Origin of the sequence: Streptomyces sp. NPDC001922 (genome assembly GCF_042891165.1) — a bacterium.
Lineage (GTDB): Bacteria > Actinomycetota > Actinomycetes > Streptomycetales > Streptomycetaceae > Streptomyces.
The window spans coordinates 778664-799043 of record NZ_JBIASV010000001.1 but is presented as its reverse complement, the minus strand read 5'-3'; the positions used below and the strand labels follow the sequence as shown (position 1 = coordinate 799043).

Sequence of the window (20380 nt, the reverse complement as noted above, 5' to 3'; positions counted from 1 at the left end):
TTGGCGGCGGCTGCGGTGGCGCGGTCCTATGGACCCATCATGATCCCATGGTCGGGACTCCTCCTCGGCCGGGGGCCGGGTTCCTGTCCCGCCCTCAGAGACGCCGGGAACCCCTGGTTCGTTCCCTCGGTACGGCCATTAACTGCGTCACATGGGAACAATGCACGGGGGGACGGTGCGGACAGGTGGAGTGCATGGATCGTACGAAGTCGAACGCCGCCGATCAAGAAGTCGGAGCCAATGGGGCCGGACGGGTGACGGCGGCCCGCGGCGCCTTTCTCTACAGCGCAGCGGACGCGGAGCGGCAGCGCGGTGTCCGGCGGATGAAGACCTTCGCCACCGGCCTGCTGCTGTGCGTCGCCGTGGTCTACGGCCTCGCCGCCTGGGGCCGCGCCGCGGGCGCCGGGTCGTGGGCCGGATATGTCGCCGCCGCGGCCGAGGCGGGCATGGTGGGCGCCCTGGCCGACTGGTTCGCGGTGACGGCGCTGTTCCGCCACCCGCTGGGCCTGCCCATCCCGCACACCGCCATCATCCCCACGAAAAAGGACACGTTGGGGCAGACCCTGGGCGATTTCGTCGGTGAGAACTTTCTCTCCTCCGACGTGGTGCGGCAGCGGCTGCGGGCCGTGGGCATCGGCAGCCGGCTCGGCGCCTGGCTGGCCGAGCCCGCCAACGCCGGCCGGGTGACGGGGGAACTGTCCACCGCGCTGCGCGGCGCGCTCACGGTGCTGCGGGACTCCGACGTCCAGGCGGTCGTCGGGGAGGCCGTCACCCGGCGCGCCGAGGCCCAGGAGGTGGCGCCCGGGCTGGGCCGGATGCTGGAGCGGCTCCTCGCCGACGACGGGCACCGCCGGGTCGTGGACCTGGTGTGCGTCCGCGCCCACGACTGGCTGGTGCGGCACGGCGACTCGGTGATGGAGGCGGTCACCGGCGGGGCGCCGGGCTGGACGCCGCGGTTCGTCGACAAGCGGGTCGGGGAGCGCGTCTACAAGGAACTGCTGCGGTTCGTGAGCGAGATGCGCGACGAGCCCGACCACCCGGCGCGCGGAGCCGTGGACCGCTTCCTCACCGACTTCGCACTGGACCTCCAGCGGGACCCGGACACCCGGGAGCGGGTGGAGCGGCTGAAGCGGGACATCGTGAACCGCGCCGAGGTGCAGGAACTCATCGCCTCCACCTGGGGTTCGGTGCGCGCCATGATGGTGGCGGCGTCCGAGGACGAAGACAGCGAGCTGCGTGTCCGGACCCGGACGGGCCTCATCTCCCTCGGCACCCGCATGGCGTCGGACGAGCGGCTGCGGGACAAGGTCGACGGCTGGCTGGAGGACGCCGCGGTCCATGTGGTGACGACCTACCGGAACGAGATCACCCTGCTCATCACGGACACCGTGGCGGCCTGGGACGCGGAGCAGACCTCCCGCAAGATCGAGGCCCATATCGGGCGGGACCTGCAGTTCATCCGGATCAACGGCACGGTGGTCGGCGCGCTGGCCGGGCTGGTCATCTACTCCGTCTCCAGGGCCCTGGGGGCCTGAGCCGCCGGGGCCGGGACGCGGCACGCCCCGGGGAGGCCGGTGAGGTGTGCCGGCGTCCCGGTGGCGGCTCGCGCTCCGGCGCCTGCTGCCGGGGCGCGGCCTTCCGTCGTCCAGCCGTCCTCCCGTCGCCCGCTCCCGTCCGGCCGCCCCCCGTCGTCCTGCCGCCCTGTGTCGGCGCGTCGCCCTACGGCGCGTAGTCCTACGGCTCGTGGTCCGCCTCCGGAGCGTCCGCCTCCGGCTCGTCGTCGCCCGTCTCCGGATGGTCCCCGTCGGCCGTCCCGAACGCCTCCAGGCCGCTCCTCAGCTCGGTCAGCGTGTCCTCGGCGAGGCCCTCCAGGAAGACGGGGCACACCCAGGCGTCCAGGGCGACGTCCTCGTGCTCCGCCTCGTCCTCCTCGTCCCACCCGTAGTACTCGGCGATCTCGGCCCGGCCGCCGGGGCTGCGGAGCTGGTAGCCGGCGCTGTTCGCCGCGTCGGGATCGCGGGTGTCGGGGTGCTCCCCGGGGTCGTGCGTGCAGGGGCGGTCGTCCAGCAGCGGTACGGCCTCTTCAACGCCCTTGATCATCGCTTCGAGCACCGAGCGTTCCGTGACCCGCTCCGAGGTCGCGTACCAGCAGGTGGCGTTCATGGTGACCAGGAAGCCGGCCAGCACGCCACGGGTCGGCCGGGCGGGCAGGCCGTCGGCCTCGTCGGTGAGTTCCTCGTAGGGATCGCAGTAGGGGTAGTCGTTGACGATCCCGGAGAGGGTCTTCCGGCAGCTCTCGTGGTACTCCGGCGCCCCCACGGGCACGCGCCGGACGGAGAACGGGGCGATGACGTCCGCGGCGAGGCGGGCCCACCCCGCGACGTTCCCCGGGCACAGCACCCGTTCCGGGCCGGTGTCACCCTCGTCCGTGGTGCGCTTGCCGGTCAGCAGCCCGGTGTCACCGAGCCAGATCTCGTCCTCCAGCGCGTCCATCTCGGCCTGGAAGGGGTGGCTGTCGTGCGAACAGGGCTGCCCGTCCAGCGCCTTCACCGCGGCGTGCAGGGCGTCGAGGGCCGCCTGCTCGGCCAACCGCCCGGGGCGCCAGGCGAGATACCCCGTCATCGTCACCAGTCCGGCCACCCACAGGCGGGCCTGCTCCCCGCCCGGATCGGCGGCGAGGCGGCGGGCGCAGTCGAGGACGAGGGGGTCCGCCTCCTCCGAGGGGGACGTCGTGTGGATGCTCTGCCAGGCGTCGGCGAGTTGGGGGACGGTGAGGCCGGTGGGATCGATCATGATCGTCACGACGGACCGGCGGACCGGATGGTTCCCGGTTTCTCGAACTGCCTTTCGGGCAGTGCTCGGGCGGCGCTCGGGCAGCGGGTGGCGCCCGGGCAGTGAGTGCCGCCCGCACGGCCCGTCGGCCGCGGGACGCCCTGCCGCCGCGTACGCGAAGGCCCGCCCGACGGGGTGGTCGACACCCCGTCGGACGGGCCTTGTCACGCGGTCCGGTCAGCGGCGCGGTCCGCTGGAGCAACGCCGTCCGACCGGACCGTGTTCTCCCGTGGCGCCGTTCTCCCGTGGCGCCGTGCGGTCCGCCCGGATCACGCCCTCGGTCAGGCGGCCGTGGGCATCAGCACCCGGGCCTCGCCCTCCTGGTTGTTGTGCCGCTCCGTCCAGTTGAGCAGCGCCGTGTGGCACGCGTGGTCCAGGTGCCGCAGGTCCAGCAGGTCGAGCTCGATCGGACGGTCCGTCGGCAGCGCCTCCAGGGTGTCCAGGATCCGCGGCAGCCGCAGGAACGTCGCGTTGCCCGAGATGACCACCCGCAGAGGCGGGCCGTCCATCACCGGTGTCCCGCCGTCCGCCGCCGACCGTCCGCCGTCCGTCGCCGTCCGTCCGCTGTCCGCCGCCGGAGCGTCGTCGGCCGCCGCCCGGGGACCCGGCACGAAGGTGCCGCCGTCCGCCGGCCGCTCCTGCCCCGACGCGCCCTCGCGCCCGGCCTTCGCACTCTCCGGGACCGAGCCCGCGACCTCGCGCCGGTGCGCCGGCGCCGTGCCCCGGTCCTCGACCCGGACGTGCACATGGGAGGTCTCCCAGGCGGTCTTCGCCACGGCGAGCAGCAGACCGATGATCACGCCCTCGAACATGTTGGTGGCGACGATCGCGACGGCCGTCGCGATGAGGACCAGCGCCTCACCGCGGTGCTCCCGCCACAGCGGCGCCAACTGCTGCACCGGGATGAGCTTCCACCCCGAGAAGACGAGGATGCCGGCGAGCGAGGCCACCGGGATCAGGCCGAGCGCCGCGGGGAACAGGGCGGCGAACAGCAGCAGCCACACCCCGTGCAGCACCCGGGACGCCTTGGTGCGCGCCCCCGCCTGGACGTTGGCCGCGCTGCGCACGATGACGGCGGTCATCGGCAGCGCACCGAGGGCGCCGCAGACGGCGTTGCCCGCGCCCTGCGCCATCAGCTCCTTGTCGTAGTCGGTGCCGGGACCGTTGTGCAGCCGGTCCACGGCCGCCGCGCTGAACAGGCTCTCCGCCGACGCGATCAGCGTGATGGCCAGCACGGTGCCGATCGCCCCGACGCTCAGCAGTCCGCTCACGTCGTCGAGGGACGGCGGCTGGATGCTGCCCAGCAGCCCCTTGACCTCCACCCGCTTGACCGGCAGCCGGAACACCGCGACCAGGGCCGTGGTCAGGGCCACCGCGGCGAGCGGCGCCGGCACGACCCGCACCTTCTGCGGCAGGTGCTTCCAGAGGGCCATCGCCGCGACCGTGCCCGCGCCCAGCGCGAACGCGGTCAGTGCCTCCGGCGAACCGGCCGTCCGCATCACCAGACCGGGCAGGCCCGCCAGGTTGGCCGGGCCGGAGCCGGGTGCCTTGGCGTCGGCCAGGGCGTAGAGCTGACCGGCGATCAGCACCAGTCCGATACCGGCGAGCATCCCCTCCACGACGGAGATGGAGATGGCCCGGAACCAGCGGCCGAGCTTCAGCGCACCCATGGCCAGCTGGAGCACTCCGGCGATCAGGACGAACACGCCCAGCGCCCCGACGCCGTACTCGTTGACGGCTTCGAGGATGAGGACGGTCAGCCCGGCCGCGGGGCCGCTGACCTGGAGGCTGCTGCCCGGCAGGAAGCCGGTGACGATGCCGCCGACGATGCCCGTCACCAGGCCGAGTTCCGCCGGAACCCCGGAGGCCACGGCGATGCCCACGCACAGCGGCAGCGCGACGAGGAAGACGACGACGGACGAGATGAGGTCGGCCCGCAGCGTCCCCGGGCCGGGACGCTCCCCGCGCCGCCAGGGAGCCCGCGAGAGCAGTCCCCCCGACCCGCCGCCGGTGGCCCGGTCCTTACCGGGGGTCCCGCTGGCGGGTGTCCCGCTGCTGTGGGCCCCACTATGTGTCCCGCGCTCGCGGGCGTCGGCGCTCACAGCGGGAGGAAGGAGTCGTCGTGCGCGCGGTGCGCGAACACGGTGCCGGTGTGGACCTCGTAGAACCAGCCGTGCAGGTTCAGCTTGCCGTCCGCCAGCCCGCGGGCCACGAACGGGTACTCGCGCAGACGCCCGAGCTGGCGCAGCAGGTGGTCCTGGACGGCATCGGCCAGGTCGGGTGCGTCGGGGGCCTTGCGCGCCGGCGCGGGCGTGGTGTCCAGCCAGTCGCGGACGGCGGGAACGGCGGACAGATCGTCGCCGCGCACCATCGCGCCCACCGCACCGCAGTGGGAGTGACCGCAGACGACGATGTCGGTGACGCCGAGAACCTGGACGGCGTACTCGATGGTGGCTGCCTCACTGGAGGGCTTGCCGGGGAGGTGCTCCGGAACGATGTTGCCTGCCGTGCGGAGCTCGAAGAGCTGGCCGGGGCGGGAGCCGGTGATCAGCGAGGGGATCACGCGGGAGTCGGAGCAGGTGATGAACAGGGCGTCGGGGGACTGGCCGTTCGCGAGCGGCCCGAACTCGTCGGGGCTTGCGGTGGCTCGCTGCCGGAAGGCGCGGACGCTGTCGATGTACTGGTGCATAGGGGTGTTCCTCCAGCGCGCCCGGTCGAAGGTCGCGCGGTGTGAGTCGTTCTGGTCGGATCGCAAGTGATTGGCGTGGCGAATGCCGTGCGGGAGCCGACGGGAACGGTCACAGGCGGAACACCTGCAGAACGGCGGGCCGTGCTGCGGGGCGGAGGCCGGGCGGGCCGTGCGGAGGCGCATGAGCGGTGGCCCGGCGGTGCGAGAGCGCGAAGTCCGAGCCGCTGAACTGCGCGAAGGCCGTGACGGCCCGGCGGTCCTGCGGCGGCGGATGGGCCGTGGGCGGCCCGTACGAGCGGCTGCCGCGGTGCTGCGGCAAGTGCCCGTACGGCGTCTCGGGATGGTCCCAGCACGGGTCGGACGACAGGTCGGCCGCTCCGGCGCTGCTGCTCACCCGGCTCATCGGCTCGGGCAGGGCCGAGGACATGGTGACCAGGAAGCAGAGCAGACCCGCGAACAGGAAGGCGGTGAGGGCCGTGACGACATCAGGCAGTACGCCGCGACGCGATGTCATGCACCCTCCCCTCCTATGTGTCCACGACAGTGCGGGACTTGAGTCTTGCCGATCACTGTGACACTTCAACTGCCTGAAAGTCAGCAATTCGTTAAGACTTTGTGAGCATCGCAGTACTTGACTTCGATCACATGCGGCGTTACGGGGGAGTAGCAACCGATTCGTCACTGCGCGTACATGACAGTGGCGTTCCGTGTTTGTTCGGATCCGGTACCGCCTGGGCTTTCCCGCCCGGAATCACCCGGCTGGGCACGTTCCCCGTTGCTCGCTGTTGCCGCTCTCGGGTCGGCCGCTGCAGTCGCGGCAGTCACGGCACTTGCCGGGCCGCGGAGACCGGAACGCCCGATCGCAGCCGTCGCAGTTCTGCAGCGGCGGTACGGCCGTCACGGCGCCGGGAGCACGGCCCGTTGCGGTGCCCGGCGTGGTGCCCGTCGTGGTGCCCGCTGTCCGGTCCGCTGGGGTGTCCCTGTGGCGGGACGGCGTGCACGTCCGGAGCCGGTAGGCCAGCAACCGGGCGGGCCGTCGGTCGATACGGGCCGGAAGGCCGCTGGTCAACGCCTCGACGATCTCGGCAGCTTCAGCGCCGAGCCGCATCCACCCGACGACGGCCGGGACGAGCTGCCGGGTCTCCCGCTCGGACAGCAACAGCCGCGCATCCCGCACCCGCAGAGCGCCGAGCACGGCGGTCGCGGCTTCTGCCTCGGAGGGGGTCGGGGAGGCGGCGGCAGGGGAGGCGGGAGTGATGGAGGTGGGGGTGCTGGAGGTGGGAGTGAGGGAGGCGGGTGTGACGGAGGTGGGAGTGAGGGAGGCGGGCGCTGTCCGCGGAACCGGGCACGGGGGCTCCTCTGGGGCCGTCGGGGTCTCCGCCGGGGCCAGGGCCGTGAGCGGGGCCAGGCCCGGGGCCCGGTTGGGATCGGAGGCGCGGGCGGTTGCCGGGGTCGGGGCTGGGGTTGGGGACGAGGACGGGGGCGAGGACGAGGACGGGGGTGCGGGCGGCCCGTACGGTTCGAATGGCCCGTTCGGCTTGTACAACTCGTACGGCTCGTACGGCTCGGGCGTCGGCTCCCGGTGCCGCCGCGCCGGATCGTCGTAGAAGAACGTCCGGGTGCGGATCCGGCCACCGGCCGTACGCTCCACCCGCCGCTCGATCCACCCGTCGGCCTCCAACTCGCGCAGGGCGCGGCCGATCAGGATCTCTCCCTCGGAGAAGTGCGCGCAGAGGGCCTTGATGCTGATGGGGGCACCGTCCGGCAGAGAGAGGACATACACGGCGACCCCGACGGTGACCGCGCTGCCCGCCCGCTGCGCGAGGCGGTTGGCGATCACGGTGAAGTCGCGGGTGTGACGGACGCGGATGTGGGTGACACCGGACGGAACGCAGCCGGACGGGCCGGGCGCCGGGGGTGTCGCTGCTGTCGGCGGTGCTGTCGGGAAACCTGTGGGCGCGCACGGCGGCGCGCTAAGCTGCGGCTCAGCCATCGGGAAGTCTGCTCTTCCTGATCGGTCAGGCCCTCGATCGGGATTGCCGTCCCGGCCGGGGGCCGTCGTATGGGGGATGTGCCGCCGAGCGTAGCGGCCGGGATCGCGCGTACGACCCCAACTCACCCGAACGGGCGACAGGTTGGCGAATGGCTCGCGACAGGTCGGTGGGTGGGGTGGGGAGAAGTTCTTGACCAGGGTTCTTGGGTAGCCACGCGCCCCACCGCATCCCGGCGGGCCCGGCCCTGGTCGTGTGCCACCGGGGCCCGGTAGACGGGGATCCGGCGGGCAGGCTCTCGGTTACCCGGTGCTCTGTGGCTCCGATCCCGGTGCGGCAGCTACCTCCTCCGGCACCACGTAGGTGGGTCGCGACCTGCGCTTACCGCACGTTGAGCATTTTGGTGTTAGCTACGTCGAGCGAGTACAGCCGCGATAGTTGACGCGATTTCAGTATCGCTGGCTCTACCGCGAACAATCGATGTAAGCATTTAGGGGAATACGCGCATGAAGAAGAAGTTCACAGCGCTCGTCGTCGCAGCTGCAGCCGTGATGGGCACCACCCTGACCAGCGGTGTCGCCACGGCAAGCACGGCTCCGACGACCCAGGCCGCGGAGGTGGGCACTGCTGCCGCGTGGAAGGTCAAGGCTCAGCAAACCCTCACCGTGAGGGCGAAGCGGACGACCAAGTCTGCTGCTGTGGGAACTATGCCCAAGGGCACGGTCATCACCACCGACGACCTGGACGGTGTGCCCGGCAGTCGTTACAAGGTCTGCGGAACCACCGATACGAACTGGTACCCGGTGAAGTGGCACGGCGCCAAGGGCTGGGTCGTGGCCGCTTGCTGGTTCGCCGTCTAGGTAGGGCCTGATCAGTCCACCGTGTAGGTGCTCTGGAGATCCGATCGGTCGAAACCGAGGCCCGGGGCCGGAGTCACAGGCGTGGTCGTAGTACGCCTGAACTAGCCGGACAGGCTCCTCGCTGCAATCGGCGAGGAGCTTGTCCCCTGGGAGAACCGGACGGGGGCGGACCCGGCTTTGAGGGGTGGAGCCACCTGTCTGCCCGGTCTTCCGGCAGCGGGCCACTGACTGAACCAAGCCTTGAAGCGATGGGGGCCCACCCCGCGCCAAGTGGTCGGCACACAGAGCTGTGCCGTACCGGGACGTGGTGAGCGCCCGCCCCGCGTTCTACGCCGGAACCTGCCCCGTCCCCCCGAGGTGCGCCAGCAGCTCCTCCCCGGCCGGATACGGACGCTCCTCCGGCAGCAGCCGCGCCGCGTCGTCCAACGCGCCTTCTCGGGCCAGGCCGTGCACCTGGTGGGCGAGCGGCGTCACATCGGTGATGGACACCGTCCACTCGTCCGCGTAACTCCGCGCGGCCTCGCCCGACAGCCCGAGCTGAAGAGACCGGTGCGGCAGCGGCCGCAGATGCAGATCGCGCTCCGGATCCCACTGGACCCGAGCCGGTGCGCGACGCAACTCCCTCTTCCAGGCGGCGAGATCGGCGTGAACGCCACGCTCGTAGTGCGACAGACACGCATGCCGCAGCGCCCACTCGAACCCCTCACGGGTGATCTCGACGGCGAGCACGGTCTCCTGGTCCTGCTTGGTGCCCCAGCCGCAGCGGTACATCATCCACAGGACCGACGGCTTGATCCACGTCATCCGGTCCCGCTTCCAGGCCGCCGGAAACCGCCCCTCGCGGGCGGCGGGCAGGCCGAGGCCCGGTGCGTACGCCTGGTAGACGGTGACGGTGGAGTCCGTGTGGAGGGCGCGGATCTGGTGTTTGGGTTCTTGCATGTGCCCCAGAATGGGCCCACAGCCTGCGGCGATGCCACGCATTAACGGCCTGCCCGGCTCGCGAACGGCCACGGCCTGCCGGACTCGATCAGCGGCACCGCCGTACCCGGCTCAGCCGACGGCGGGCCGACCGTCAGCGGGCCGACCGTCGGGCTCGCCGGACCGCGGCTCCAGCTCACGGATGACCCGGGCCGGATTGCCGACGGCCAGCACACCGGCCGGCAGGTCCTTGGTGACCACGGCTCCGGCACCGACCACGGTGTTCTCTCCGATCGTCACTCCCGGGCACACGATCACTCCGCCGCCGAGCCACACGTTGTCCCCGATCGTCACCGGCAGCGCCCGCTCCCAGCCGGCCCGCCGACGCTCCGTGTCCAGCTCGTGGGTCGGGGTGAGGAGCTGCACGTTCGGCCCGATCTGCACATCCGCCCCGATGCGGATCGGCCCGGCGTCGAGAAACACCGCCCCGAAGTTGATGAACGTCCGCGGACCGATGGCGATCCGGTACCCGAAGTCGCACCGGAAGGGCGCCCGGATCCCCACCGCCTCCCCAACGGACCCGAGCAGCCGCTCCAGGATCTTGTGGCGCACGTCGGGCGTGGCCGTGGCAGCCGCGTCGTACTCCGCACACAGCTCGACCCGCCGCCGCGTATCGGCCACCAGCTCGGGATCGTCGGGCAGATACCAGTCACCGGCGAGCATGCGCTGCTTGTTCTCACCCATGGGGCGGTCCTTTCGTCGGGGCTCGGGGGAGCGGCATTGGCGAGGAAGCGGGGCTGTCGGCACCCTATAGGGTGTGTGCCGAAACGGTCGCCGTGAGGCGCAATGGGAGTCCGTCACGGCACCTGGAATGGCGTGGGACGCGGCCTGACATGCCCTGGCCGGGCCGACGGTTTTCCGTTTCCAGTCTGTGCCTCGCGGCGCCATTGACTCGAAAGGGCGTCGCTCCCCCCCCTCAAGGCTCGGTAGGCGAATTTGAGACAATCGAAAATCAGCCAACCCGGTGCACTGCTTCTCGGTTTCGTCAGGTGGGATACGATGGCGTAATTATTTCAGATACTTGCCGCACGTCATGTAAACTCTGGAGCGTCGTCAAATGTGGCGCGAGGGTTTCATGCCGCGCTGCAGTAAACTAAGACCTTGCGATGTGCGTTGCTATTGACTAGGTGACACGCGAGGGATGAGGGGGGAATTTCGTGCGGCGAATCATGGGTGTTGCAAGTGCTTTAGTTGCGCTTCTGGGGGCCAGTCTTGTTGCTGCTCCCACGGCAAGCGCAACACCCACTGGCTGTGGGGACCTATCCCATGGGCAGCTTTGCATTAACGGCCAGTCCAGGGTCAGTGGAAAGTACACCACTCAGTATTGGAAGACGAGGGGTGGCAAGACGACGGTTGTTCTGGGTTATCAGGTCAAGACATCGCAGGCAACCCACCCCAAATACTATGACTCACCAAAGAAGACTGCCGAACGGGATGGGCGCAATTCGTTGGTGAAGCATACTCGCTATCTGACCATGAATCCGGGTAACTGTATCCGGGGGGCTATGAAGTCGGGCGGGGAGAGCTTCGTTACGAAGTGGTGGTGTCGGTAGGATCTCAGCAAGTGCCGAGGGGCTCAATGCGTGCCCGAGCCCCTCGGCGTGCTTCGAGAGTAAAGGGACCAGATGTGGCAGGTTGTGCTGCTCCTTACGCCGTTCCGGGTCGGGCTGCTGGTGGTGGTGCTGTTCCTGGGCTGCTGCGCCCTTGAATGGAACTCCGATAATTGGCGACGCGCGAAGCTCCTATTTTCGCGTGTCATTTTTTACGTTTGTATTTCGCTGGTTCTGGTCGCCACCCTTTCGCCTACCCAGCCTATTGGTACAGGTGATACTCACATCTGGTGGGTTCCGGGCGAAGGGACTCTTTTTGGGTCTGAATACATGTCGGCAGGCGAGCGTGAGATGCTTCTCCGTCTTCGGGTGGCCAATGCCATAATGTTCACTCCCCTTGCCATCTCTGGCCGCTATTCGTTCAGGGGTCTTCCGCTCAAGCGAATTGTTGCTGGTGGATGTGGCCTCAGTTTCGGAATCGAGATTATCCAGTGGGTAATGCGAGCGGGCAGGACTGCAGATGTCGACGACCTCCTCTTTAACGCCGCAGGAGCATGCCTGGGAGTGCTGCTCATCGTCCTGGCTGAGAAGCTGGTGAACTTGCTTGGTGGCAGGGAATGCACTCGCAGTGAGGCTTATCCGGTCTCGCATCGAGCTAGACATAGGCGAATCAATCGCTAAGTTCATGGATTCCGGATGTTAGGCTCTGTGGGTAAGTGAAACGCCGATGCCCTCGACCTTTGTGTACGCCGTCACTTTCGCCGATGGGCTTCGAGGCTTCGCATTGCCCCCGGCAACTCTCAGGGTGTCGTGGTCGATTGATGGTTCATGTGAATGCCATGGGTACCGTGGGTGCTCGAACCCCCGCGAGGCGAGTTTGGCTCTGACGGCAGTGGCGTCGGCCTCATGTCGGTCGCGTGCATTACCTATCAGCTCCACTGAGCGAGCTGCACTGTGAGTTCGCGCGTTCAGGTGCCGAACGGGTTCGGAACGAAGTAGTGGTTGCCGGCTGCGCCGGTACCTCTTCGAGTTGGGTCGGCTCATTTCTCTGGCTCCACCCTGGAACTATCTTCCAGACAGGTCCAGGGTGGATGCTCCAGTACCACGGCCAGGAGAGCTCTCGCTATCAGCCGGGGTGCTCGATGCCGATCTCGTAAGCGATCTCCCACCGCAGATCTGGCACGGCGATGTCGGCAGTCTCTACGGGGCGCCCGTCCCCGTCGTAGTACGTGCGCTCGATCAGCATGACGAGGTCCCCGAGGCTGATGCCGAGCAGATTCGCCTGTTCCTGTGTCGCCCGTGACGGGCGAGGGATCTCGACCGCCGTGTCGATGAGCACGCCAATCGACCGCATGCGCTCGACCACACCCATGCCTGCGTAGGGGCCCATCTCCGGAAGGACAATCGGAGTCTCGCCCGTGATGGCCATGGGTTCCCAGGACTCGGAGAGCTGGACCGGCTGCCCGTCGGACAGGAACTCGTAAGTCGTCCTGACGCAGAGCTCACCCGGTTCGATAGCCAGGCGCTGAGCGATGGGTTCGGGCGCCGGAACGCGTGCCTGGGTGTGGAACTCCCAAGTGCCTCGTCGGCCGTGTTCTTGCATGTCGGACTGGAAGGGTGAACCACCGCGGCGCTCGCGGTGGTGGGAGCGCACCATGCGCATCCGCCGGCGGGGGCGGCGGACATAGGTGCCCGAGCCCGCGCGGCCTTCGAGGAGCCCTTCGATGATCAGGCGCTCAACAGCCTTCTGCACGACGTTGGGGCCGACCTCGTACTCCTGGGCGAGTTGCGCGCGGGAGGGGAGGCGGTCCCCGGTCTGCCACTCGCTCGATGTGATGCGTCGGCGTAGGGCGTCCGCGACGCGCATGTACGACGGCGTCTCCTGGACCATGTGGCTCTCCGGGGTGGCCCGAACGGGTCGGGCGTGACAGGTGCTTTCGACTGCGTTGACAAGCTAATGCATTAGGTGCAGTCTGATGCATCAGAAACACGTTCAGTGACTCCACGTGTACTTGGGGGAGCCGTGCGCTCAGTGAAGGCACGGGCGGCCGACATCGCCTCGCGGCTCACCGCAGCCACCGGGATGGCCGCCCACGTCGAGGGCATCGCGACCGGCACGCGGGTGGTTGCCGAACTCCCTGACCGGCTGAGCGCGTCGGCATGGCGGGTTGTGCTCGCGGCCCTGGTGAGTGCTGACCGTTATGGGCACGGGTGTGCCGAAGGCAGGCAGCAGGTGTGGGTGGAAGTCGACCGAGAGGAACCATCGTGACGACGGCAGCGTGGCAGGCAGCATCAGGCGGCGGTGGAGTCATGCAGCGCAGCAGTATCGGGGCACCCCGGCTCCGCTGCGTGCTGCCTTTCGAGGCCGCGCCGGCTGAGCTTTCGGCCCTCCGCGGGGCGGTCCGGTCTCAGTTGTTCCTCTGGGGCATGCCGGCGGTGTCAGACGAAGCGCAACTGGCTGTCACGGAGCTCGCGACCAATGTCATCAGGCATGTCGGTGAAGGCGCCGCCGCAACTCTGATCTTGGAACCGCGGGAGCACTCACTCCGTGTCGAACTGCACGACACCAGTCATGCCGTACCCGCGGAGATGCCCCTCCGTGAGGAGGAGGAATGGGGGCGCGGGCTGCTTCTGATCGCCGGCATGGCCCTGAACTGGGGCACGGTCATCACGGCGGTGGGCAAGGCCGTCTGGTGTGAGCTGCCCTTAACGTATGACCAGAACTGCCGCCGGATTCAGCGGGTGACGACAGTCCTGGATGCCTATCGAGGAGACAGCGGAGGACTGTCCCCCACTGGGGCGCGATGGACCTCCGTCCTGGAGAACGCGGCGACCGTGCTAATCGCCGATCTCCTCCACTGGCTGTCCGCGCAGGGAAGGGACCCGGACGACATCCTTGACCGGGCCCAGACGCACTTCGAAGCTGAGGTGGCAAAAGTCTGACCGGAAGCCCCAAGCAGCTCAAGCGTGCGGCAAGTGCGGCCTCCCGGTGTCACTGGTTCGACGGCGGCAGCTCCCCGGGGCCGTTGCCGGAAGACGTCCACTCAAAGCGAAGGTCAACCCCCTTGCCGCTGCCGTACCGCAGGTGGCCCCGGGCAAGGCGGTTCGAGACCGCCGGCCGGTTGGCCGACTGCCTGAATCGCGACCAGGCGCCGAATGTCAACGCTGCGGCCGCGGCGAAGGTCATGATGCCGGGTGCCGCACTGCCAGTAGCCACAGCGGCACCGGCCCCTGCCATTCCGCTGACGACCAGGGCTGCCAGATACGCCGTCAGGTCAATGAGAATGCTGCGCCGGGGACCACGGCGGCCCCGAGGCTGTGATCGGGTCACAGAAGATCATTCCTAATGTCGGTTTTCAGGGTGCGGCAGGCAGACGCTGCGCTGTGGTGGCGCGCCGCGCAGCGCGAAGGAGGATCTCGAGGTCGGTGTGCCGCTGCTGTTCGTTGAACGCGCTCGCCAGGTTCAGCAAGGTGTTCAGCCCCCGTGAGCCAGCGGCGCTCAGGATGAGTTCTGCCGCATCGTCGAAGCCCGCTGACCGGCAGGCAGCGACTGCCGGTGGCAGATCGTCAGACGAGAGAGATCTTCCGTGGTGCCGGAGCAGCACCGCTGCGTCGAGCATGTTCCCTCGGCTGAGATGACGGCGAACCTCTTCCAGCCCGTCCCACGTCTGCTGTTGGTCCGTATCGTGTCGCCGGTCCCCCTCCTGAAGGGGGACCGGCGTTACTCGTTCGCTTCCGTTGCCGGAGCGGCGGCGGTCCAACAGGCGGCGCAGCTCCTTCGCCGAGCGGTGCTTGCTGGCCTGGGAGCGAGCCGGCTTACGGGAGCGCTCTGCGGCCCTCCGGATATGCAGGACCTCGGTGCTGGTGGCCGGTTCATCGTCCGGCATGGCCAGCTGCTCCTGCGGCTCGTTGACGACGGGACAGTGTGAGCAGGGGCGTTCCGCAGCTCGCGCGCGCAGGTCCAGGAGCCTCGGCAGCGGGATCGAGACGGTCCCACCCGATGCCTGGACGTACTTGTAGGCGAGCTGATGAAGCCTCTCGATCATGTCCACAGACGGGAGCTGCTTCGCATTGAGGCACTTCGAGATCGACGTCCTGCTGTAGCGCACCTCCAGTTCCATGCTCCGCAGCGACAGGTCCCCCGCTTGCTGACGAAGCGTTCCTAACGCCTTCGCGAGCTGAACCTGGGCAGGGGTACAGCCCGGCGGAAAGCTCTCCTTGATCTCGCCTTTGCTCGGCACTTCCACCTCATTCGCGCCATGGGACTTCAGACCTCCGAGTCTGCCGGGGCGGGAATGGCTGAGGGAACCCGTTGCTGTCTCCACTTTCGGCGAGACAGCCTCCAGCACTAGCGCGCTCCCCCATGGCCAGGCTGAGATGGATGAAGTCATGGGGGAGCCGCGCTCCTTCGTGGTCAGGGGGGTGCCTCGGTGAGGGCCCTGTATGGAGGCATGGATCCGGATGGAGGGCGAGCGTGATGGAGCAGCCGTCGTGGAAGAACCCGAAGCTCGGCACGATGAAGCGGGCCGCGCTGTGGCTCGTTGAGGTCGTCGGCGAAGGAAAGAGCTTCACCAAGGCACAGTTGAGGGACGCCTTTCCGGACACCGCGCAGATCGACCGGCGCATGCGCGACCTTCGTGACTACGGGTGGCGCATCGACACCAACCGCGAGGACCTGAGCCTCGGCATGAACGAGCAGCGCTTCGTGAAGCAGGGGGAGCCGGTCTGGGAACCGGGGAAGGCGACCAAGGCCAGCAACAGCATTACGGCGACGCGGCGCCGGGAAATCATGTCCCGCGACGGGCACCTTTGCCGCGCGTGCGGGATCGCGCCCGGTCAGAACTACGCCGGCTCCTACGAGGCGGCCCAGCTCGACATCGCGCGCCGTGAAGTGATCCGGCCGGACGGCACCACCGAAGTCGCGCTGATCACTGAGTGCAACCGGTGTCGTGTCGGGGGGCGGAAGCTCACTGCGGACGTGACTCAGGTGATTGCCGGCGTGCAGCATCTGGGCGCCATCGAGCAGAGCATCCTGGTCGGCTGGATTGCGGAGGACCGGCGGGAGTTCAGCGCCTTGGAAACGCTGTGGGCCGACTACCGGACGCTCCCCGAGGAGGCCCGGGCGATGGTCCGGGACGCTCTGAATCCGTCCTAGCGTACGCGGGGGTGACGTGCCGGACCCGCGCGTCATCCGCCTTAGGTCCTTGTCCCGGGCGGGCCGGTCGCACACCGAGCGCCGCCCGCCCCGGGAGCGAGGCCACTCGACATTCTTCAAGGAGTCATCTCATGAGTTCGACCATTGGACGTCCGCCACGGGCAGCGGACATCGAAGCCTTGGTCAAGGAGCGGCTGGCGGAGGCGGCGAAGACCGCCGGCGTCAAGGAAACCCTCACCATCGAGTGGAGGGGGAAGCCAGAGCACGTCGAAGTGATCGACATGCCGGTCGACGTCCTGTACTTCAACCCCAATACGCATCGCATCCGGGCACAGCGCAGCCACGACCCAGCAGGGGACCGGAAGCTCGATGAAGACCCGTGGAGCCCGGAGAGCCAGGAATATCTTCACTACCTGCTCCAGGCGATGCCATCGAACCCGAATGATCGTGATCCGGACTTCGATGAACTGCTGAACAGCCTGCGGGACTTCCAGCAGAATGAGCCTGGGCTCATTACGCGTGACGGGATCCTCGTCAACGGAAATACGCGCCGTGCCGCACTTAAGGAAATCGGCAACCGACATATCCGCGTCGGAGTGCTTCCGGAGTCCTGCACTTGGGAAGACATCAACGCCGTCGAGCTGTCCCTCCAGCTCCGCAAGGATCACCGACGGGACTATTCCTACATCAACCATCTGCTCGCGATGGAGGAACAGCACGCCCAGGGGCGGCCGCTGGACAAGATCGCTCATGACTTCCGAGTGCAGGTCAAGACGTGCAAGCGGGATCTCTGGGTGCTCGAATGCCTGCGGGACTTGATCGACCGAAGCCGTGACGGTGAAGCACAGCTGAAGCTGCTCGATTTTGAAGAGGCCAAGGAAAAGCTCGCCGAGCTCTACCGTCGCTACGTCAAGGAGTCGCTGGTCAACCAGGAGAATGCTGAACTCCTGAAGGAGGCTAGGCTGGCGGCTATTGCGCTGAAATTCTCCAAGACGGATATTCGTCTGATCGAGCCCGACTTCCGGGCGCGCTACCTGGAGACGCGGCTGCCGGAGAGTCTGAAGCCGCAGGAGTCCGCGAGCGCACCTGTCGCCATCCCGGGGCTCGGCCGCTCCGTCAAGGCGGCAGACCCGAAGGTCGAAGCGGCCAAGAGGCTCACCGATGTAGTCCTCCAAGCCCGGGCAGTCAGCAGCACCAGGCGGCTGGAAACCACGGAAGAGGGCAAGCAGGCCTCCCGGGTCTACGCGGACGTGCGGCAGGCGATGGAAGACGCACTGGAGCCTGCCGGCCGCGATGCCCGGTTGCGAAAGCGGAAGCAAGCCGCGCCAGACCGTGTTGTGGACGCTTGTCAGGACATCGAGCAGGCTGTCACTGACTTGGTCCTGGCCCGGGCGTCGAGGAGCCTTGATGAAGAGACCTTCGATGAGGCTGTACTGAAGCTTCGGGACAGCCTTCAGAAGCTCGCTGCTGAATCGGCTCGGAGTATTGAAGAACCCGGAGACGGTGTGACCTGGCTGCTGAACGCTGCCCGGCAGGAGGGGCAGTGAGCACGGCCGACGGTCCGTCACTGCGGATCGAATTCGATGTGACCCGCACCAAGGCAGTGCTCCGCACGGTTCCGGAGTTCCAGCGGGACCTGGCCCGGCTGGTCTCCCGCTTCCCCGCGAGCGGACACCGGGAACTCCTGTCCGCGGACATTGACCTGGACGACTTCCTTGTCGGGCTCGATGCTCTCGCCACCTGGCCCTCGCCTGAGGTCCAGTGGGAAGAGGCGCTGGCCCAACTGGTTGGCGGGGTGCTCGACGACGCGGAGGCGGCAGAGCGATGTCTCTCGGACGGTGAGCGAACGGCTGCGGTCACCCCCGATGATGTCGACACACTGTTGGGAACGGACTGGTGTGCTGACCTCACGGACTTTCAGCGTCGGGACATTGCGCGGCTGCTCTCACTCCAGCACGGTGCCAACTTCAGCGTTCCTGGTGCTGGGAAAACCCGCGTGGCTCTGGCGGTCTTTGCTGCCCTGCGGGAACGGGGGCAGGTGCGTCGTCTGCTGGTCGTGAGTCCTAAGTCGGCCTATGAGTCGTGGCTGTATGAGAGCGATGCCTGCTTCAAGGAGCCGCTGTCGGCCCGCGTCATGGAGCGGACTCCTGAGCCGGGTACCGAAGTCCTGATCGTGAATTACGAGCGCCTGGACCGCTCACTAGCGGCCCTCGCTTCCTGGCTGCGGGCAGCTCCGTCGATGATCGTGCTGGATGAAGCGCACCGGATGAAGCTCGGGGCGCGGGGCATCTATGGCAGTGCCTGCATGGCCCTGGGGCCGCTGAGCCGACGCCGCTTGATCCTGACGGGTACTCCCGCTCCGAATGGCGCCCGGGACCTGGAGAACTTGCTGTCCTTCGTCTGGCCCGGCCACGGCCGGCGGGTGGTGACCAGCGCTGTAGCGGGAGGTGATCTGGCGCACGCCAGTACCGTCCTGCGGCCGATGTTCACGCGCACGACCAAGGGTGAACTGGGGCTGCCGCCCTTTGAGACGAGGATCCGGTACGTCGGAATGCCGCCACTGCACCGGGAGGTGTATGACGCGCTGGTGGGGCGGTTCACCACCCGGGCTGAGGCTTCCCGCTCGGATTTCGACGCCTTGGGCAAGGCGATGCTCCGCCTGCTGATGGCTGCGACGAGTCCTGCGCTCCTGCTGGAGGGGACCAGCCGCTACGAACCGCTGTCTTACCAGGTACCGCCCTTGCAGATTCCTGAGGGAGACTCGCTGTACTCGCTGATGGGCGACCTGCCGAAGTACGAGCTCTCTCCGAAGTACAAGGAAGCGCTCAGCATCGTCGCCGAGAATGCCCGGCAGGGCCGCAAGACGCTGGTCTGGACGACGTTCGTGAGGAGCCTGACCACCCTGGAGCAGCTGTTCAGCCCGTACCAGCCGGCGGTCGTGCACGGGGGGACTCCGGACCGGGAGGAGCAGATCCGCAGGTTCCGGTATGACCCGGACTGCTGGGTCCTGCTCTCCAATCCGGCCACGCTCGGAGAGGGGATCAGCCTCCACCATGAGTGTCACGACGCCGTCTACGTGGACCGTGACTTCATGGCTGGCCGCTTCCTGCAGAGCCTCGACCGCATCCACCGTCTCGGCCTGGAGCCCGGAACCGAGACCCGGGTCACCGTGCTCGCCTCGGAAGGCACGATTGATGAGGTCGTCGCTCTGCGCCTGGAAGAGAAGCTGGAATTCATGGGCCAGATCCTCGATGACCCTTCCGTGCAGCAGCTTGCCGATCTGCAAGAAGAGCCCTCAGCGGCTGGGGGCATGGATTCGGCCGATGTACGCGCCCTGCTCCGGCACGTCGATGCGGTCGCTGCCCGGTAACGGCACGCTCCGTGCGGCCTTGCGCTGGCTGACGCACCTGCGGACGGAGGACGTCAGCCGCGCCCGGGCACTCTTCACCCATCAACGGCGCTATGCCGACCTCGCTCCCGTGCAGTATGCGGACGCGCTCGCCTGGCTGCGCCGCTCTGGGCTGCTGGGGCCCGACGGACGTCCGGTTCTGGAGGAGTGTCTGCGAACGCTTGAGCCGTTGATCCTGGGGTGGCAGGAGGCGGCAGCCGCAGGCGGAGTGGACGCTAGCGTGCTATGTGATGAGGCATGGACTGCCACGAGAGAGCTCGGTCTGGAGTGGCACCCCCTGGCCGGTCTCCACCTGGCTGGTCACGGTGAGGCAGATCCGGAAAAGCGCCGACGGACGGGGCTGGCTGGGGAACTGGCCCTCCTTGCGTTGTTGCGCGCCGCAGGCTGCCAAGTCCGCCATGCAGCGGCCATCTCTGACGGCTTCGGCTACGACATCGAGGTCATGGTGCCCGGAAGACTCTCCGCGCACCTGGAAGTGAAGGCAACGGTCGGCGCGGACCGGCTTGTCGTGCACCTCACCCGGCACGAGTACGAGACCATGCGGGCCGATCCGGAGTGGAGCATGGTCGCCGTACTGGTGGATGCCGAAGGTGAAGCGGCGGCTGTGGCAACAGTGCGCAGGGCTTGGCTGGCGTCAGTAGTTCCCGAGGACCAGAACGAGCGGGGGCAGTGGGAGTCGGTGCGGTTGGCCGTTCCTCCTGAGGCGCTTCTCGTGGGGATCCGTGCCGGGGCTGATGAGCGGCTTCTTCTGGATGGCTCGGCAAGCCAGGGGGCAACGTTGCGATACCGTCATCCACTTGACTGTGGATTGACTGGTATGGGCACATCTGTGGCAGTCTGGACCGCTGCCGCTGAACAATGAGGCGGACTAGCCAGTGAGCCTGCCGGCGCTCGTGCGAAGCTATGGGCCTGACTT

The 20380-nt window shown here is 68.1% G+C and carries 18 protein-coding genes; 9 read left to right on the top strand and 9 right to left on the bottom strand.

All coding sequences use genetic code 11. The features are described from left to right. Positions 1–194 precede the first annotated feature (194 nt). A complete protein-coding gene (locus ACFYYR_RS03355; RefSeq protein WP_388846342.1) occupies positions 195–1535 on the top strand; it encodes a DUF445 domain-containing protein in 1341 nt (446 codons plus the stop codon). Positions 1536–1734: 199 nt separating this feature from the next. On the opposite strand, the gene ACFYYR_RS03350 is transcribed toward ACFYYR_RS03355, so the two are convergent. The 5 genes from ACFYYR_RS03350 to ACFYYR_RS03330 form a co-directional block, all read right to left on the bottom strand. Beyond that, positions 1735–2793, bottom strand: coding sequence for a hypothetical protein (locus tag ACFYYR_RS03350; RefSeq protein ID WP_388846340.1), 1059 nt, complete (start codon positions 2791–2793; stop codon positions 1735–1737). Between the two features lie 320 nt (positions 2794–3113). Next, positions 3114–4823: a SulP family inorganic anion transporter gene (locus ACFYYR_RS03345; protein ID WP_388846449.1), complete on the bottom strand. Its 1710-nt coding sequence runs from the start codon at positions 4821–4823 to the stop codon at positions 3114–3116. A 107-nt stretch (positions 4824–4930) separates the two neighbouring features. Then, positions 4931–5521: a carbonic anhydrase gene (locus tag ACFYYR_RS03340; RefSeq protein ID WP_388846339.1), complete on the bottom strand. Its 591-nt coding sequence runs from the start codon at positions 5519–5521 to the stop codon at positions 4931–4933. Between the two features lie 109 nt (positions 5522–5630). Next, complete coding sequence (locus ACFYYR_RS03335; RefSeq protein WP_388846337.1) at positions 5631–6035, bottom strand: hypothetical protein; 405 nt, start codon at positions 6033–6035, stop codon at positions 5631–5633. Between the two features lie 237 nt (positions 6036–6272). Beyond that, complete coding sequence (locus tag ACFYYR_RS03330; RefSeq protein WP_388846335.1) at positions 6273–7361, bottom strand: hypothetical protein; 1089 nt, start codon at positions 7359–7361, stop codon at positions 6273–6275. A gap of 657 nt (positions 7362–8018) precedes the next feature. Here ACFYYR_RS03330 and ACFYYR_RS03325 point away from each other — a divergent pair. Continuing rightward, on the top strand, positions 8019–8372 hold the full coding sequence (locus ACFYYR_RS03325; RefSeq protein WP_351511604.1) for an SH3 domain-containing protein: 354 nt from the start codon (positions 8019–8021) through the stop codon (positions 8370–8372). 327 nt (positions 8373–8699) lie between these two features. Here the strand turns inward: ACFYYR_RS03325 and ACFYYR_RS03320 are convergent, their stop codons facing one another. Further along, entirely contained in the window at positions 8700–9311 is a 612-nt protein-coding gene (locus ACFYYR_RS03320) for a DUF4291 domain-containing protein (RefSeq protein WP_388846333.1), read from the bottom strand. A 111-nt stretch (positions 9312–9422) separates the two neighbouring features. Continuing rightward, the gene (locus ACFYYR_RS03315; protein WP_388846331.1) at positions 9423–10034 is read right to left on the bottom strand and encodes a sugar O-acetyltransferase; all 612 of its coding nucleotides are present in this window, start codon (positions 10032–10034) and stop codon (positions 9423–9425) included. Between the two features lie 941 nt (positions 10035–10975). On the opposite strand from ACFYYR_RS03315, the gene ACFYYR_RS03310 reads away from it, so the two are divergent. Beyond that, complete coding sequence (locus tag ACFYYR_RS03310) at positions 10976–11581, top strand: VanZ family protein (RefSeq protein ID WP_388846329.1); 606 nt, start codon at positions 10976–10978, stop codon at positions 11579–11581. A 445-nt stretch (positions 11582–12026) separates the two neighbouring features. Here ACFYYR_RS03310 and ACFYYR_RS03305 read toward each other — a convergent pair whose 3' ends face one another. After that, on the bottom strand, positions 12027–12791 hold the full coding sequence (locus ACFYYR_RS03305) for a GntR family transcriptional regulator (RefSeq protein WP_388846327.1): 765 nt from the start codon (positions 12789–12791) through the stop codon (positions 12027–12029). 132 nt (positions 12792–12923) lie between these two features. Between ACFYYR_RS03305 and ACFYYR_RS03300 the strand changes: the two genes are divergently transcribed. Continuing rightward, positions 12924–13169 (top strand): hypothetical protein, encoded by a 246-nt coding sequence (locus tag ACFYYR_RS03300; protein WP_388846325.1) that lies wholly within the window; start codon positions 12924–12926, stop codon positions 13167–13169. Continuing rightward, positions 13166–13843 (top strand): ATP-binding protein, encoded by a 678-nt coding sequence (locus tag ACFYYR_RS03295; RefSeq protein WP_388846323.1) that lies wholly within the window; start codon positions 13166–13168, stop codon positions 13841–13843. Before ACFYYR_RS03300 ends, ACFYYR_RS03295 begins: the two co-directional genes overlap by 4 nt. Before the next feature lie 413 nt (positions 13844–14256). On the opposite strand, the gene ACFYYR_RS03290 is transcribed toward ACFYYR_RS03295, so the two are convergent. Then, positions 14257–15141, bottom strand: coding sequence for a hypothetical protein (locus tag ACFYYR_RS03290; RefSeq protein ID WP_388846321.1), 885 nt, complete (start codon positions 15139–15141; stop codon positions 14257–14259). Between the two features lie 236 nt (positions 15142–15377). Between ACFYYR_RS03290 and ACFYYR_RS03285 the strand changes: the two genes are divergently transcribed. From ACFYYR_RS03285 to ACFYYR_RS03270, 4 genes are all read left to right on the top strand, one after another. Then, entirely contained in the window at positions 15378–16055 is a 678-nt protein-coding gene (locus ACFYYR_RS03285) for a hypothetical protein (RefSeq protein WP_388846447.1), read from the top strand. 131 nt (positions 16056–16186) lie between these two features. Next, positions 16187–17602, top strand: a complete 1416-nt coding sequence (locus ACFYYR_RS03280) for a transcriptional regulator (protein ID WP_388846319.1) — start codon at positions 16187–16189, stop codon at positions 17600–17602. Continuing rightward, positions 17599–19425: a DEAD/DEAH box helicase gene (locus ACFYYR_RS03275; protein WP_388846317.1), complete on the top strand. Its 1827-nt coding sequence runs from the start codon at positions 17599–17601 to the stop codon at positions 19423–19425. Before ACFYYR_RS03280 ends, ACFYYR_RS03275 begins: the two co-directional genes overlap by 4 nt. After that, on the top strand, positions 19379–20326 hold the full coding sequence (locus ACFYYR_RS03270) for a protein NO VEIN domain-containing protein (protein ID WP_388846315.1): 948 nt from the start codon (positions 19379–19381) through the stop codon (positions 20324–20326). The genes ACFYYR_RS03275 and ACFYYR_RS03270 overlap by 47 nt, the downstream gene beginning before the upstream one ends. Positions 20327–20380: the final 54 nt, after the last annotated feature.

Excerpts from the sequence above, each read along its gene's own strand:
- ACFYYR_RS03320 (WP_388846333.1), bottom strand. The coding sequence starts at position 9,311 with ATGCAAGAACCCAAACACCAGATCCGCGCCCTCCACACGGACTCCACC.
- ACFYYR_RS03285 (WP_388846447.1), top strand. The coding sequence starts at position 15,378 with ATGGAGCAGCCGTCGTGGAAGAACCCGAAGCTCGGCACGATGAAGCGG.
- ACFYYR_RS03350 (WP_388846340.1), bottom strand. The coding sequence starts at position 2,793 with ATGATCGATCCCACCGGCCTCACCGTCCCCCAACTCGCCGACGCCTGG.
- ACFYYR_RS03325 (WP_351511604.1), top strand. The coding sequence starts at position 8,019 with ATGAAGAAGAAGTTCACAGCGCTCGTCGTCGCAGCTGCAGCCGTGATG.
- ACFYYR_RS03315 (WP_388846331.1), bottom strand. The coding sequence starts at position 10,034 with ATGGGTGAGAACAAGCAGCGCATGCTCGCCGGTGACTGGTATCTGCCC.
- ACFYYR_RS03280 (WP_388846319.1), top strand. The coding sequence starts at position 16,187 with ATGAGTTCGACCATTGGACGTCCGCCACGGGCAGCGGACATCGAAGCC.
- ACFYYR_RS03335 (WP_388846337.1), bottom strand. The coding sequence starts at position 6,035 with ATGACATCGCGTCGCGGCGTACTGCCTGATGTCGTCACGGCCCTCACC.
- ACFYYR_RS03340 (WP_388846339.1), bottom strand. The coding sequence starts at position 5,521 with ATGCACCAGTACATCGACAGCGTCCGCGCCTTCCGGCAGCGAGCCACC.
- ACFYYR_RS03355 (WP_388846342.1), top strand. The coding sequence starts at position 195 with ATGGATCGTACGAAGTCGAACGCCGCCGATCAAGAAGTCGGAGCCAAT.
- ACFYYR_RS03270 (WP_388846315.1), top strand. The coding sequence starts at position 19,379 with ATGTACGCGCCCTGCTCCGGCACGTCGATGCGGTCGCTGCCCGGTAAC.
- ACFYYR_RS03310 (WP_388846329.1), top strand. The coding sequence starts at position 10,976 with ATGTGGCAGGTTGTGCTGCTCCTTACGCCGTTCCGGGTCGGGCTGCTG.
- ACFYYR_RS03305 (WP_388846327.1), bottom strand. The coding sequence starts at position 12,791 with ATGGTCCAGGAGACGCCGTCGTACATGCGCGTCGCGGACGCCCTACGC.